At 66.1% G+C, this 14,060-nt stretch carries 10 protein-coding genes and 1 tRNA gene; 7 read left to right on the forward strand and 4 right to left on the reverse strand.

All coding sequences use genetic code 11. The features are described 5' to 3' along the window. The first annotated feature begins 194 nt into the window (after positions 1-194). Positions 195-2,144 (forward strand): acetate--CoA ligase, encoded by a 1,950-nt coding sequence (acs, locus tag RAM60_RS00775; protein ID WP_369025986.1) that lies wholly within the window; start codon positions 195-197, stop codon positions 2,142-2,144. A 63-nt stretch (positions 2,145-2,207) separates the two neighbouring features. Here acs and RAM60_RS00780 read toward each other — a convergent pair. Next, positions 2,208-2,298 (reverse strand) — tRNA-Ser (locus tag RAM60_RS00780). 265 nt (positions 2,299-2,563) lie between these two features. On the opposite strand from RAM60_RS00780, the gene RAM60_RS00785 reads away from it, so the two are divergent. Both RAM60_RS00785 and RAM60_RS00790 read left to right on the forward strand, forming a co-directional pair. Next, the gene (locus RAM60_RS00785) at positions 2,564-3,655 is read left to right on the forward strand and encodes a peptidylprolyl isomerase (RefSeq protein WP_369025985.1); all 1,092 of its coding nucleotides are present in this window, start codon (positions 2,564-2,566) and stop codon (positions 3,653-3,655) included. Further along, positions 3,652-3,966 carry a DUF1905 domain-containing protein gene (locus RAM60_RS00790; RefSeq protein ID WP_369025984.1) on the forward strand — a complete coding sequence of 105 codons (315 nt, stop codon included), beginning with the start codon at positions 3,652-3,654 and terminating at the stop codon, positions 3,964-3,966. The genes RAM60_RS00785 and RAM60_RS00790 overlap by 4 nt, the downstream gene beginning before the upstream one ends. Here RAM60_RS00790 and RAM60_RS00795 read toward each other — a convergent pair. The 3 genes from RAM60_RS00795 to RAM60_RS00805 all read right to left on the reverse strand — a co-directional run bounded on the left by RAM60_RS00795 (position 3,963) and on the right by RAM60_RS00805 (position 8,346). Beyond that, a complete protein-coding gene (locus RAM60_RS00795; protein WP_200982258.1) occupies positions 3,963-4,328 on the reverse strand; it encodes a VOC family protein in 366 nt (121 codons plus the stop codon). The two genes, RAM60_RS00790 and RAM60_RS00795, sit on opposite strands and share 4 nt — an antisense overlap. Continuing rightward, positions 4,325-6,415 (reverse strand): RelA/SpoT family protein, encoded by a 2,091-nt coding sequence (locus RAM60_RS00800; RefSeq protein ID WP_200982259.1) that lies wholly within the window; start codon positions 6,413-6,415, stop codon positions 4,325-4,327. Before RAM60_RS00800 ends, RAM60_RS00795 begins: the two co-directional genes overlap by 4 nt. A 71-nt stretch (positions 6,416-6,486) precedes the next feature. Continuing rightward, positions 6,487-8,346 carry a beta-galactosidase gene (locus RAM60_RS00805; protein ID WP_369025983.1) on the reverse strand — a complete coding sequence of 620 codons (1,860 nt, stop codon included), beginning with the start codon at positions 8,344-8,346 and terminating at the stop codon, positions 6,487-6,489. Between the two features lie 56 nt (positions 8,347-8,402). On the opposite strand from RAM60_RS00805, the gene RAM60_RS00810 reads away from it, so the two are divergent. The 4 genes from RAM60_RS00810 to galK are packed head-to-tail and all read left to right on the forward strand — an operon-like array spanning position 8,403 to position 14,057. Then, positions 8,403-9,887, forward strand: coding sequence for an SLC5 family protein (locus RAM60_RS00810; protein WP_200982263.1), 1,485 nt, complete (start codon positions 8,403-8,405; stop codon positions 9,885-9,887). Further along, positions 9,884-11,977 carry an alpha-galactosidase gene (locus RAM60_RS00815; protein ID WP_369025982.1) on the forward strand — a complete coding sequence of 698 codons (2,094 nt, stop codon included), beginning with the start codon at positions 9,884-9,886 and terminating at the stop codon, positions 11,975-11,977. The genes RAM60_RS00810 and RAM60_RS00815 overlap by 4 nt, the downstream gene beginning before the upstream one ends. Further along, on the forward strand, positions 11,974-12,984 hold the full coding sequence (locus tag RAM60_RS00820) for a UDP-glucose--hexose-1-phosphate uridylyltransferase (protein WP_369025981.1): 1,011 nt from the start codon (positions 11,974-11,976) through the stop codon (positions 12,982-12,984). Before RAM60_RS00815 ends, RAM60_RS00820 begins: the two co-directional genes overlap by 4 nt. Continuing rightward, entirely contained in the window at positions 12,981-14,057 is a 1,077-nt protein-coding gene (gene galK, locus RAM60_RS00825) for a galactokinase (protein WP_369025980.1), read from the forward strand. Before RAM60_RS00820 ends, galK begins: the two co-directional genes overlap by 4 nt. Positions 14,058-14,060 lie beyond the last annotated feature (3 nt).

A 14,060-nucleotide genomic window follows, 5' to 3' on the forward strand; every position in this document is an offset into this window, starting at 1 on the left:
GTACGCGCAGCCATGCTTGTCGCAAGCCCCATCCATCGGGACCCGTGCAATGATCCTTGCGATGCTGCGTGGGCTTCGGAATAAACCGGGGGCAGTCGACTATGGGACTAAGGTCGTAACGCGCGGCTGGGCCGGATTGGCTAGGTACGCGGGCGAAGGGTCGGGCAACGACCGACGAGGCAGGAGGGCCAGGAATGAGCAATACCGCGCACGACGACGAATGGGTCAAGCGGCCCGCTGATGCGTCCGACGGCACGACATGCACCGCCGCCGACTACGAGCGCATGTATGCGCAGAGCGTGGACGATGCGGACGGGTTCTGGGCCGAACAGGCTGCGCGGCTCGACTGGATCGAGAAACCGACCCGGATCGCCGGCTGGAGCTACGACCCGGTCGACATAAAGTGGTTCGAAGACGGCAAGCTCAACATCTGCCACAACGCCGTCGATCGCCACGTTGATGCGGGCAATGGCGACCGCGTCGCGCTGATCTTCGAATCGGACAGCCCCGACGGCGAGGGCCGGACGATCACCTATGCCGAGCTCAAGGCCGAAGTGGTGCGCATGGCGAACACGCTGAAGAAGCTCGGCGTGAAGAAGGGTGACCGCGTCACGATCTACATGCCGATGATCCCCGAAGGCGCTTTCGCCATGCTCGCCTGTGCGCGCATCGGCGCGATCCACTCGGTGATTTTCGGCGGCTTTTCGCCCGATGCCATCGCCGGGCGGGTAGAGGACTGCAAGAGCGACTGGATCGTCACCGCCGACCAGGGTCTGCGCGGCTCGAAGCTCGTCCCGCTCAAGGCCAATGTCGATGCGGCGCTCGAGAAGGCGTCGGCCAAGGCCGTGCTGATCGTCCGTCACACTGGCGGCGATGTCGCCATGACCGAGGGACGCGACCACTGGTATCACGAGCTGTCCGCCGATGTCGGGGAGGATTGCCCGTGCGAGCCGATGAATGCGGAAGACCCGCTGTTCATCCTCTACACCTCGGGATCGACCGGCAGCCCCAAGGGCGTGCTCCACACGACCGGCGGCTACTCGGTCTGGACCGAGACCACCTTCCGCTACGTCTTCGACTACCGTTCCGGCGAGATCTACTGGTGCACGGCCGACATCGGCTGGGTCACCGGACACAGCTACATCGTCTACGGCCCGCTGCAGAACGGGGCGACTTCGCTGATGTTCGAAGGCGTGCCTAATTATCCCGACCACGACCGCTTCTGGGCGGTGTGCGAGAAGCACAAGGTCAACATCTTCTACACCGCTCCCACCGCCATCCGCGCGCTGATGCGCGAGGGCGAGGGGCATGTGGCGAAGCACGACCTGTCGTCGCTGCGGCTGCTCGGATCGGTTGGCGAGCCCATCAATCCCGAGGCTTGGCGTTGGTATCACGACCACGTCGGTGGCGGCAGGACGCCGGTCGTCGATACGTGGTGGCAGACCGAGACCGGCGGCATCATGATCACCACCCTGCCGGGCGCGCACGACATGAAGCCGGGCAGCGCAGGCCGTCCCTTCTTCGGTATCTGCCCGCAACTGGTCGACAATGATGGCCATGTGCTCGAAGGCGCGACCGAGGGGAATTTGTGCATCACCCGCAGCTGGCCGGGCCAGGCGCGCACCGTCTACGGCGACCACGAGCGCTTCATCCAGACATACTTCAGCACCTATCCGGGCAAGTACTTCACCGGGGACGGATGCCGCCGTGATGCCGATGGCTATTACTGGATCACCGGCCGTGTCGACGACGTGATCAACGTATCCGGCCACCGCATGGGCACGGCCGAGGTCGAAAGCGCGCTGGTACTCCACCCCAAGGTCAGCGAGGCCGCGGTGGTCGGCTACCCGCACGATATCAAGGGGCAGGGCATCTACTGCTACGTGACGCTCAACGCGGGCGAGGAATCGTCGGACGATTTTGCAGGAGAGCTGCGCCAGTGGGTGCGCAAGGAAATCGGGCCGATCGCCACGCCCGACCACCTGCACTTTACCCCCGGCCTGCCCAAGACGCGTTCGGGCAAGATCATGCGGCGGATCCTGAGGAAGATCGCGGAGAACGAGTTCGGCTCGCTCGGCGATACCTCGACGCTTGCCGATCCCACGATCGTCGATTCGCTGATCGAGGGCAGGCAGAACCGCTGACGCCGAGAGCCTTCAGCGGTTTCGGCCTCAGCCAACCGGCAGGGGTACTAGCGCGGGTCCGGATGGCGGAGCGGGAGGGATTCGAACCCTCGATACGGGGTTACCGTATACACACTTTCCAGGCGTGCGCCTTCGACCACTCGGCCACCGCTCCGCATCCTCGACTGCTCTGCCGCTTCGACTGATCGAGCATGGCAGCGCCGCAAGGGAGCCGCGCCTCTAGCGGCGACCGGTGGGTTTCGCAAGCCGAAGCAGGCGGGCCATATTCCCCTTTACGAAATTGATGATACAACCAGCGCTGTGGCGGTGCTGCGCGGATATGCATTCCCTGCGAACGCCGACTCGAAGCCCCTTTCCGCCCCACAAAACGCGCGGGAAGGGGCTTTTGTTTGTGCGCCGGGCGTGACAGGTAACGCGGCATGAGGAAGCCCCTGATTTCGCTCGCCGCGCTGTGTGCGCTGACAGTACCCGCCATTGCTCAGGACGAACCGCAGGGCGCTCCGTCGCCTAACGAGATTGTCGCCGGGGCCAAGGCCGAGGAGTGGGTCGCGATCCCGCCAGAGGACCTGCTGGTCATGACGCTCGCCCCGGACGCTTCGGGCAAGGAACGCAAGGTCGTCATCCAGCTGATGCCCGCGCCGTTCTCGCAAGGCTGGGTCGAGAACATCCGCACGCTCGCCCGCGCCAAGTGGTACGACGACATCACCGTCAACCGCGTGCAGGACAATTACGTCGTCCAGTGGGGCGACCTCAACTACGACAACCCCGAGGCAAAGGGCGAGCCGAAGCTGCTGCCCGAGGGGCTGCCGACAGTCGGTGAAAGCGAATACACCGTAGACGGCAACGCGATCGGTCTGGCCGTGAAGCTTGCCGATACGCGGCGCGATCTGGCGCTGGAAACCGGTAGCGCCTTGGCGGGAACCGACACAACGACCGCCATCATCATCGCCAACGGGCTCATCGATTCCTACGCGCAGGCCGCCCTTTTCCATTCGGGCTGGCCCTTGGCATCGAATGCTGGAAGTGCGGCCGAAGGAGAACCGGCAAAGGTCTGGCCGGTCCACTGTTACGGCATGGTCGGTGTCGGTCGGAACTATTCGCCCGACACCGGCTCGGGAGCCGAGCTCTACACGGTAATCGGACAGGCCCCGCGCCACCTCGATCGCAACATCGCGCTCGTCGGCCGGATCATCGAGGGGATGGAAAACCTCTCCTCGCTGCCGCGCGGACATGGTGACCTCGGATTCTACTCCGAGGAGGAAGCTGACAAGCGCACACCGATCCTGACCGTGCGCGTCGCCAGCGACCTGCCTGAAGCCGACCCGGCCTCAAGCAGCGAAGCGGTAGGCCAACAAACACGCCCGCACTTCGAATACCTCTCTACCGAAGGCGAGACCTTCGCCCGCTATGCCGATGCGCGCGCCAACCGGCGCGATGCGTTCTTCATCGTGCCTGCGGGCGGGGCGGATATCTGCAACATCCCGGTTCCGGTGCGCCGCGCAGCGCAGTGAGCGATGAGGTCGCCTTCGCCGCCGAGATCACCCGCTGGCAGGGCGAGAAGGCGGTCTACCACGTCCTCACCATCGGCGGTGACGCGGCCGAGGCGATCACCATGCACGAACGCCTGCGCCGCCTCGAATTCGGGGCGCGGCGCGGGTTCGGTTCGGTCAAGGTGATGGCCGTGATCGGCGAGACGCGCTGGAAGACCTCGGTATTCCCCTCGAAGTCCGGCGAGTGGTGGCTGCTCGTGGGCAAGAAGGTCCTGAAAGCGGAAGACCTCGTCGCGGGTGATACTGCGAAGGTCGAGCTCGAACTGCTCTAGACCCGCTGCATCAGTTCGATGCGGTTGCCGAAGGGGTCGGCGATGTCCCCGCGCAGGTAGCCGTCGAGCTTCTTGCCCGGCTTGAAGCCGATGCCGGCCAGTTCCAGCCTGGCGACCAGTGCGCGCAGGTCGCGCACCAGCAACGCCGGATGGGCGCGCCGTGCGGGCAGGAAACCGTCCTCGACCCCGCAGTGGATCGTGACTCCGTCGCCTTCGAACCAGCAGCCGCCGTTGACCGCGAGGTGCGCGGGCTTGGCGACTTCGGTCAGCCCCATGATCTCTTCCCAGAACAGTCGCGCATGGGTTTCGCCGCCATGCGGCATGGCAAGCTGGACGTGGTCGATACCGGTGAGGTGGCTCATACGCGCTCCGCCTGGGCGACCGAATCGCTGGCGCGCAATGCGCTGAGGATGCGGGTGAGGTGGGGAAGGTCCTGCACCTCGAGATCGACCTCGTAGGTGTGGAAGGGATGGTCGAGCTGGGTCTGTTCCAGCGTGGTCACGTTGGCGTGGTTCTGCGCGAAGATGCCGGCCATCTCGGCGAGTGTGCCGGGGCGGTCGTAGAGCGTGACGCGCATGCGGCCCACAGCACCGCGCGATTGCTTGCCCCACGACAGGTCGAGCCAGTCGGTGTCGATGCCGCTCGCCAGCTGGTGGCAGTCGATCGCGTGGACCTCCACCCCTTCACCCGGCTTGCGGATGCCGACGATGCGGTCGCCGGGAACCGGGTGACAGCATTGGGCAAGCTGGAAGCCGACGCCGGCGGTCAGCCCGCGGATCGACAATGCCTTGCCGCTGCGGGTCCAGTCGGGCTCGTCCTCGAGCTCGGCGGTGCAGCCGGGAACCAGAGCCTCCATCACCGCGCGGTCGGTGATCTTGGCCGATCCGATGGCGTAGTAGAGGTCTTCCTCCTCCTCCATCTCCAGCCGCTTGATCGCCTCGCGCGTGGCCTTGCGGCCGATCTTTGCAGGGACGCGCAGGGCGATCTCGTCGAACAGCTTCTTGCCGATTTCGGCCACTTCGGCGCGTTCCTTGAGGCGCACCGCGCGGCGGATTGCGGCGCGCGCCTTGCCGGTGACGACGAAGCCCAGCCAGCTCATCTGCGGTTCGGCCTTGTCGCTCTTGATGATCTCGACCACGTCGCCATTCGACAGCTGGGTGCGCAGCGGCATGTGGCGCCCGTTGATCTTCGCGCCCACTGTCTGCGCGCCGAGATCCGTGTGGACGGCGAAGGCGAAGTCGACCGGGGTCGATCCCTTGGGCAACTGGTGCAGCGCGCCCTTGGGGGTGAAGGCGAAGATGCGGTCCTGGTAGATGGCGAGGCGGGTGTGCTCGAGCAGTTCCTCCGCATCATGGCTCGCATCGACGATCTCGATGAGGTCGCGCAGCCAGCCGACCTGCCCGTCGGGCTTGTCGCCCTGCTTGTAGGCCCAGTGCGCGGCGAAGCCGAATTCGTTGAGCTTGTGCATCTCGCGCGTGCGGATCTGCACCTCCACGCGCATCGACTTGCCGTAGATCAGCGAGGTGTGGAGCGAACGATAACCGTTGGTCTTCGGCGTCGAGATGTAGTCCTTGAACTTGCCCGGCAGGAACTGCCACGTCGTATGCAGCACGCCCATGGCCCGGTAGCAGTCGGCCACGTCCTCGGTGATGACGCGAAAGGCCATGATGTCGGTCACCTGTTCGAAGCTGACATGGCGCTCGGCCATCTTGCGCCAGATCGAATAGGGGTGCTTCTCGCGCCCCGAGACCTCGGTCGTGATCCCCGCTTCGAGCAGGGCATGCTTCATGTCGAGCGCGATGGCATCGACCTGCCCGCCGTCCTCGCTGCGGATCTGGTCGAGCCGCTGGGTGATGGTCCGGAAAGCCTCGGGCTCGAGCTGCTCGAAGGCGAGCATCTGCATCTCGCGCATGTATTCGTACATGCCCACGCGCTCGGCCAGCGGGGCGTAGATATCCATGGTCTCGCGCGCGATGCGCTGGCGCTTCTCCGGGTTCTTGATGAAGTGGAGCGTGCGCATGTTGTGCAGGCGGTCGCCGAGCTTGACCAGCAGGACGCGGATGTCCTCGCTCATGGCGAGGAGGAACTTCCTGAGGTTCTCCGCCGCGCGCTCGTTTTCCGGCATCTGCTCGATCTTGGAGAGCTTGGTGACCCCGTCGACCAGGCGCGCAACGTCTTCGCCGAAATTGTTCTCGATGTCCTCGATCGTCGCCAGCGTGTCCTCCACCGTGTCGTGGAGCAGCGCGGTCATGATCGTTTCCTGATCGAGCTTGAGGTCGGTCATCAGGCCCGCCACCTCGACCGGGTGGCTGAAATAGGGGTCGCCCGAGGCGCGTGTCTGGGTGCCGTGCTTCTGCACCGTATAGACATAGGCGCGGTTGAGCAGCGCCTCGTCGGCGTCGGGGTCGTATTCCTTGACCCGTTCTACAAGTTCGTACTGGCGCAGCATGCTGGAGCCACGATGTGCGGATTCATGCGCCTATTGCAACGCAAAAAACCTGCGTGTCGTGATCGGTTTGCTCAAGCCTGCTGAATAGTGACCTGCGCGCTCTCGTAATCGAAGACGAAGCGACGGTCCCCGCGGACGCGGTGGCGCACGTGGTCGGCCAGCGGGTCGTGCTGCAGCCCCGCATCATAGGCGGCGCGGGCGACGACGAGGTCGATGTAACTCCCCTCCGGCCAGCAGGCGGCATAACGGACCTTGCCATTCTGCCAGCTGGCGACGCGGCCACATCTGCCGGTCAGTTCCGGCGCCGCCGCGCCTTCCACATGGTCGAACCAGCCGCTTGCAAGCCAGCCGTCCCCTTCGATGGCGAGGCCGGGGCGCCAGCTTTCGCTGAGCACCACGCGCCCGCCGACCAGTGCTTCGAGCTTGCCGGGAGCGAGGGTGGGCGGGATGCCGAAATCCGTGTCGCGCGATCCGCTGCGCGGGCCGATTACCACCTGCCCGTCGAAAGCTTCGAGATTGGCGACAAGCGTATCGGAAACGATCGGCAGACATGGCACCACGGCCAGCGCATAGCCGTCGAGCGAGGCATCAGGGTGGACGATATCGACGTTCAGCCCCAGCCGCCGCAGCGCCGAATAGCAGTGGAAGGCCGCCCACAGTGCCGACTTGCCTTCGCCCTGCGGCTGGATCTGCGTCATCCATTCGGCGGCATAGGAGAACACGAGCGCGGCCTGCTTGACCGGCGCGCCGCCTTCGAGTCCCGCGAGGTCGTCTGCCGCAGCACGCGCCTCGGCCAGCGCGGGAGCGGGCGTCGCGTCGGGACGCAAGAGCCCTGCATGCATCTGCTCCTGCGCCTTGGGAAACTGGCGCCAACGGAAATAGCTGACCAGTTCCGCCCCGTGGGCATATGCTTCCAATGTCCAAAGACGGACCATGCCGGGCAGCGGTGCGGGATTGTGCCGTGCCCAGTTCACCGGCCCCGGCTGCTGTTCGAGCACCGACCAGCGCCCGTCTTTCGCGCATCCGCGATAGAGGTCGTGATGGAAGGCGGCGATGTCGGGGTGGCCCGAATGGGCGAAGCGGCGCTTCTGCTCCTCGGTGAAGCGGAACATCTCGAGGAAGCCGAGCGGGTAGCTGTCCCACCCCAACACGTCGAGATCGGCGGCTAGATCGTGGTGGTCGTAGCCGGTGTAGAACCCCATCGCATTGTGGGTGATGTCGCGCCCCGGCGAACATTCGCGCAGGATGTCGACCTGCGCCTTGTTGAAGCTGACCACCTGGTCGGAGGAGAAGCGGCGGAAGGCCAGCGAGTGAGCCGGGTTGGCCTCGGTCACGGTGAGGTTCGGCAGTTCGACCTCGTCGAAGCTGCGATATTCCATCGACCAGAAGACGTTGCCCCAAGCCTCGTTAAGTGCCGCGACGGTCCCGTATCTCTCCGCCAGCCACAGGCGGAATGCATCGCGCGCGGCGGGCGAGAAGCTCTGCACCGTGTCATGGCAGCCGTACTCGTTGTCGGTCTGCCAGCTGGCGATGCCGGGATGCTGGCCATAGCGTTCTGCGACCGCACGGGTGATGCGCGCCGCCTGCGCCCGATATCCCGCATGGCTGAAGCAATAGTGCCGCCGCGACCCGAAACCGCGCGGCCTCCCGTTGCGGTCGAGCGCGACCATGTCGGGCATGGCGTCGACCACCCACTTGGGCGGCGTTGCCGTCGGCGTCCCCATGATGATGCCGAGCCCTGCGGCATGCAGCGTGTCGACCGCACGGTCGAGCCAGCCCCAGTCGAACTTTCCGGGCTCGGGCTCGATCCGGCTCCAGGCAAACTCGCCGATCCGCACGCGGGTGAGGCCCGTCTCGCGCATCAGTCGCGCGTCCTCGGCCCAGCGGGTTTCGGGCCAATGTTCGGGATAGTAGCAAACACCAAGGTCCATGCGCTTGCGTCTAGTGCCGAATATGCGATGGATGCCAGCCTAATCGGGAGGGTCGGATGTACGGGGAGCAGGCACAGTTCGGTAATATCGTGCAGCTGGGCGTATTTGCCGGGCTGATGCTGCTGGTGGCGGCGCTGACCTGGTGGAAGGTCCGCAGCGCGAAACATGACGGGTCCGAACAGGACGTCTTCCTCGCGGGCAAGGGGCTGAGCTGGTTCTTCGTCGCGGGCTCGATCACCCTGACCAACCTTTCGACCGACCAGCTGGTGGGCATGAACGGCAACCAGATGCTGCTGCTCGCCTGGTGGGAAATCGCCGGTTTCGTCGGGCTGATGGCCTTGGCCTTCGTCTTCGTGCCGCTCTACTACCGCTACAATTGCACCACGGTCACCGAACTGCTCGAACGGCGCTATGACGGACGTTCGATCCGCACGCTGATCTCGGGCATCTTCCTTGCGGGCAATATCCTCATTTACCTGCCCGCCGCGCTCTATTCGGGCGGGCTGTTCCTGCAGTCGCTGTTCGGCGATGGCGTGCCGCTGGTCGGCTGGGCCATCGCGCTGGCGGTGATCGGGGCGGCCTATACGATCTTCGGTGGCCTCAGGGCCGTGGCGGTCATGGACACGTTTTCGGGCGTCGGCATCCTCGGCCTCGCGCTGGTGATCGTCTTCCTCGCGCTGGCAGCAGTCGATTTCGACATCGTCAGCGGCGTGCCCGCAGAGCGGCTGAGCATGGTCGGAGCGGCGGACAGCCCGATCCCCTTCCACACGCTCTTCACCGGCATGGCCTTCATCCAGATCTTCTACTGGTCGACCAACCAGAACATCACCCAGAAGGCGATGGCCGCGCCGACGGTGAAGGAAGCACAGAGGGGTGTCTTCGCCGCCGCCGCTATCCGCATCCTGATCGTCCCGCCGATCGTCGTCATTCCCGGCGTTGTCGCCTACAAGCTGTTCGGCGACGTCGGCGATGCGGCCTATGGCCGGCTAGTCGCGGAGGTATTGCCGACCTGGCTTTCGGGCGCCTTCGCCGCGATGGTCGCGGCGGCTGTCATCACCACCTTCAGCGCGGTCCTGAATTCGACGGTCGCGCTCTATTCGGTCGATTTCCACGAGCAGTTCATCGGCAAGGTTGCCAACCACTGGAAGCTGGGCGCGGTGATGAGCGTGGCGGCGACCGTCCTCGCGATCGCGCTGATCCCGCTCTACCAGAATGCCGAGAGCATCATAAACCTGCTCCAGCAGCTCAATGGCCTGTCCTCCATGCCGATCCTCAGCGCCTTCATCGTCGGCCTGCTGTTCCGCAACGTCGCGGCGCGCGCGGCGATTGCTGGCGTGGTCTGGGGCATCGCGCTCTACGGGGCCTATACCTTCGCCGACGGGTTCGCCGCAGCGGTGGGCCTGCACTACATCGACTTCATGGTGATCACCCTGTTCACCTCGGTCGCCGCGGCGCTCGCCTTCAACCGTTTCGCCCTGGGTCGACGGGCCGAATGGATCGGCTTCGCGCTCTTCCGGGGCGGGGATGAAGCGCCCGCATGAGCGATGCCGAACTGCTGGAACTGCACGGCGAGGAATGGAGCCTCGTCCTCGAGAAGAGCGACCGCGCGGTACCTGTCTGGCGGCACCTCGGCGCGCGGGTCGAGCCGGGCAACCTGCCACGGCTGGCGGATTTGCGCGGTCCGGCGACATTCTCGCTCGAAGGCGACCATGCGATGGATGCGCTGCCTGTGGGCGGGCTGGGGTGGTTCGGGCCTCCGGCGCTGGCGCTGCGCGATGCGGCGGTCGTGTTCGATTGCTGCGAGGTGGAGAAGACCGAGGCGTGCCTGACGCTCACCTGTCGCGACAGTCTCGGCGGGATCGAGGTCCGGCAGCAGTTCCGCAAGCTCGATGGTGGGGGGCTGGAGATTGCCGTCCGCCTGACCAATCGCGGCGTCGACAGCGTCACGCTCGACCGCTGCGCCAGCGCCGTCCTGCCGCTGGCCGGCAACTCGCGCGAGATCGTCAGCTGGCGCGGGCGACACAATGCCGAGTTCGTGGAATGCCGCGAGGTCATGCCCGAACATGCCTGGGTGCGCGAGACGCGCCGCGGCCTGCCGGGGCACGGCGGACCTTGCGGAGCCTATGTGCTGGGCGAGGATGTGGGATGGCACTCGGGCCTCGCGGTGGCGATGCAGCTCGCGTGGTCAGGCGATGCTAAGCTCACCATCGAGCGCGACGACGAGGGGTTTTGGGTCGCCATGGCCGAGGCAATGCTCGCCGCGGGAGAAATCGTACTGGCTCCCGGCGAGAGCTTCCACGCCCCGCCGCTGCTGCTGGCAATCTCCGCCCAGGGCCGCAACGGCGCGATGGCGCAGATGCACGGGGCGGTGCGAGAACGGATCGACTGGCCCGGCGGTGCGATGCGCCCGCGTCCCGTCCACCTCAACAGCTGGGAAGCGGTCTACTTCTCGCACGACGAGGCGCGGATCGGCGAACTCGCCGAGGCCGCCGCCGCCATCGGCATCGAACGCTTCGTTCTCGACGACGGCTGGTTCAGGGGCCGCAATCTCGACAATGCCGGGCTCGGCGACTGGACCCCCGATCCGGCCAAGTACCCGAACGGCCTCAAGCCGCTCGCCGACAAGGTCCGCAGCCTCGGCATGCAGTTCGGCCTGTGGTTCGAGCCGGAAATGGTCAACTCGGACAGCGAGCTCTACCGCGCTCATCCCGATTGGGTGCTGAAACTGGAGTGTCGTGACCAGCCGACCGCGCGCAACCAGCTCGTTCTGGACATGCGCCTGCCCGCCGTGCGCGACTACCTCTACACCATGCTCGACAAGGTGTGTGCGACGGTCGATATCGACTACATCAAATGGGACCACAATCGCGACCATGCGCCGGGTGGCGGGGCGGCGCAGGTTCGCGGGACCTATGCCCTGCTCGAACGACTGCGCGCCGCGCATCCGGGCCTCGAAATCGAGAGTTGCGCCGGTGGCGGCGGGCGGATCGACGCAGGGATCGCCAGCTACACCCACCGTTTCTGGACCAGCGACAACATCGACGCGGTCGCCCGCGTGCCGATGCAGCGCGGTTTCCTTGCCTTCATGCCGCCCGAAGTCATGGGGTCGCACGTCGGCGCCAGCCCGAGCCATGCGACGGGACGCGCACAATCGCTGGATTTCCGCGCGGCGATTGCCTGCCAGGGCCACCTCGGTGTCGAGCTCGATCCGGCTGCCATGGACGAGGCAGAGCGGTCACGCCTCGCGGAGTGGATCGCGTTCTGGAAGCAGTGGCGCGCGACGATCCATGGCGGTTGCACCGTGCTGGGCGAGGCGAGCGACGGGATCGTTTGGCAAGCCCAGGGTGACGGCGAGGATTTCCTTCTCTGGGTCATCCGCCGCGATCATGGCGAGGACCGCCGTGCGCAGCCGATCCCGCTGCCCTTTGCCGGGGCGCACGATTGGGAGGTCCAGCTGCTCCGCCATGCCGGCCCGCGTGGTGTGCTCACTCCGCGCATCGGGCCGGCGGTTGCGGCAATGCGCGGGATGGCCCATCGCTTTACCGGCAGCTGGCTTGCAGGCGCAGGCCTGCCCGTGCCGTCCATCGCTGCCGAAAGCGCGCTGATCTACCACCTCAAGGCCGTTTCATGAGTACCGCTGACCATCCCCACCGCCGCCTCAATCGCCTGACCCGCGAGTGGGTGCTGGTAAGTCCACAGCGGATGAAGCGACCATGGCAGGGTGAGACAAAACCTGCGGCCGCAGGTGATCGTCCGAGCCATGACCCGTCCTGCTATCTGTGCCCCGGAAACGAGCGCGTCGGAGGCGTGCCCAACCCGGACTACGGTGGCGCTTTCGTCTTCCCGAACGATTTCCCGGCGCTGCTGGCGGAGCGCGACGACAGCCGTCGCGATGGCCTGTTGCGCGAGGAACCGGCGGCGGGCGAGGCGCGGGTGATTTGCTATTCGCCCGACCACTCCGCCACGCTGGCGCGGCTCGACGATGCCGGGCGTCGCGAGGTGGTCGAAAGCTGGTGCGACCTGTCGCGCGACCTCGGCGAGCGGTGGGCCTATGTGCAGCTGTTCGAGAACAAGGGCGCGATGATGGGTGCGTCCTCGCCGCATCCGCACGGGCAGGTGTGGGCGAGCGATTTCGTCCCGACCATCGTCGCGCAGGAGGACAAGTGCCAGCGGGACTATTGCGACGGCAATGGCGCAAACCTGCTCGCTGCCGTGATCGAGGCCGAGCTGGCGGAAGGAAGCAGGGTGATCTGCGCGAACGATCACTGGCTCGCCATCGTCCCGCACTGGGCCGCCTGGCCGTTCGAAACGCTGCTGATCGCGCGCGACGATGTGGCGCGTATGGAGGACCTGTCGGGCACCGCCCGCGCTGCGCTCGCCGAGATCCTGGGGCAGCTGCTCCCGGCCTATGACGCGTTGTTCGACACCGACTTTCCCTACTCCATGGGCTGGCACGGCGCTCCACACGACGCGGGCGCGGATACGGCACACTGGCGTCTGCATGCCCACTTCTTCCCGCCGCTCCTGCGCTCGGCGGAAATCCGCAAGCACATGGTCGGGTATGAACTCATGGCCGAAACCCAGCGCGACCTCACGCCCGAGGCGGCTGCCCGGCGCCTGCGCGAGTGCCTCGCATGAGCACGGAGCTGAAAGCCAAGGCCGCCCGCCTCTTTGCGGAGCGGTTCGGTACCGATCCCGAAGGCGTGGTTTTCGCTCCCGGCCGTGTCAACCTCATCGGCGAGCACGTCGACTACAACGACGGCCTCGTGCTGCCGATGCCGGTTCGCGAGGGGACTGCGATCGCCTGGGCGCGCAGTGAAGGGACGCAATTCGAGGTCGTCGCGGCAGATTTCGGCGAGGAGGACAGTTTCGCTGTTCCGCCCGGAAAACCGGACGAAGTCGACTGGCGCAGCTATGTGCGCGGAATGGTGGCCGAGAGCGGATTGGCTGCAGGCGGCATGAAGATGCTGGTCACGGGCGACCTTTCGCGCGGGTCCGGTCTGTCGTCTTCGGCATCGCTGTGCGTTGCGGTCGGGCGCGCACTTGCCGCGGCATCGGGCAGGGAGGTTTCCCCAGTCGAACTCGCCAAGGCAGCACAGCGTACCGAGCACCAATGGGCCGGGGTTGCCTGCGGGATCATGGACCAGATGGCTGTGGCGGCGGGTGAGCCGGGCCATGCGATGTTGCTCGATTGCCGCGACCTTGGCTACTCGCTCCACGAAATGCCAGGCGACTGGGCGGTGGTCGTCACGGAAAGCGGGGTCACGCGGGGCTTGGTCGATGGCGAATACAATGCCCGCCGCGTGCAATGCGAAGCGGCGGCGAAGGCGCTCGGCATCGCTTCGCTGCGCGATGCGTCGATCGCTGACGTCGAGGCGGCGGGTTTGGACGATCTCACCCGCGGGCGGGCACTGCATGTGGTCGACGAGATCGCCCGCACCCGCGCCGCGGCGGACGCCCTGGGCCGAAGCGACCTTGCCGCCTTCGGGGTAGTCTTGCGCGAAGGGCACGCGTCCCTGCGCGACCTGTTCGAAGTATCGGTTCCGGCGGTCGATGCCGTGGTCGAGGAACTGCAGTCGGTGATCGGCAATGAGGGCGGGGCTCGTATGACCGGAGGCGGCTTCGGCGGTGCGGTCGTCGCGGTGCTCGCCGCCGACCGTGTAGGCGAACTCGAACGGCAGACCGGCCGCAGCTTCCTCCGGGTGCATTGAGTC

This window comes from Qipengyuania sp. RANM35, from assembly GCF_041021145.2.
Classification (GTDB): Bacteria; Pseudomonadota; Alphaproteobacteria; order Sphingomonadales; family Sphingomonadaceae; genus Qipengyuania; species Qipengyuania soli.

Bases quoted from the DNA above. Each gene is read 5' to 3' on its own strand.
- RAM60_RS00820 (WP_369025981.1), top strand. From the start codon at position 11,974: ATGAGTACCGCTGACCATCCCCACCGCCGCCTCAATCGCCTGACCCGC.
- RAM60_RS00815 (WP_369025982.1), top strand. From the start codon at position 9,884: ATGAGCGATGCCGAACTGCTGGAACTGCACGGCGAGGAATGGAGCCTC.
- RAM60_RS00805 (WP_369025983.1), bottom strand. From the start codon at position 8,346: ATGGACCTTGGTGTTTGCTACTATCCCGAACATTGGCCCGAAACCCGC.
- RAM60_RS00800 (WP_200982259.1), bottom strand. From the start codon at position 6,415: ATGCTGCGCCAGTACGAACTTGTAGAACGGGTCAAGGAATACGACCCC.
- RAM60_RS00810 (WP_200982263.1), top strand. From the start codon at position 8,403: ATGTACGGGGAGCAGGCACAGTTCGGTAATATCGTGCAGCTGGGCGTA.
- galK (WP_369025980.1), top strand. From the start codon at position 12,981: ATGAGCACGGAGCTGAAAGCCAAGGCCGCCCGCCTCTTTGCGGAGCGG.
- RAM60_RS00785 (WP_369025985.1), top strand. From the start codon at position 2,564: ATGAGGAAGCCCCTGATTTCGCTCGCCGCGCTGTGTGCGCTGACAGTA.
- RAM60_RS00795 (WP_200982258.1), bottom strand. From the start codon at position 4,328: ATGAGCCACCTCACCGGTATCGACCACGTCCAGCTTGCCATGCCGCAT.
- acs (WP_369025986.1), top strand. From the start codon at position 195: ATGAGCAATACCGCGCACGACGACGAATGGGTCAAGCGGCCCGCTGAT.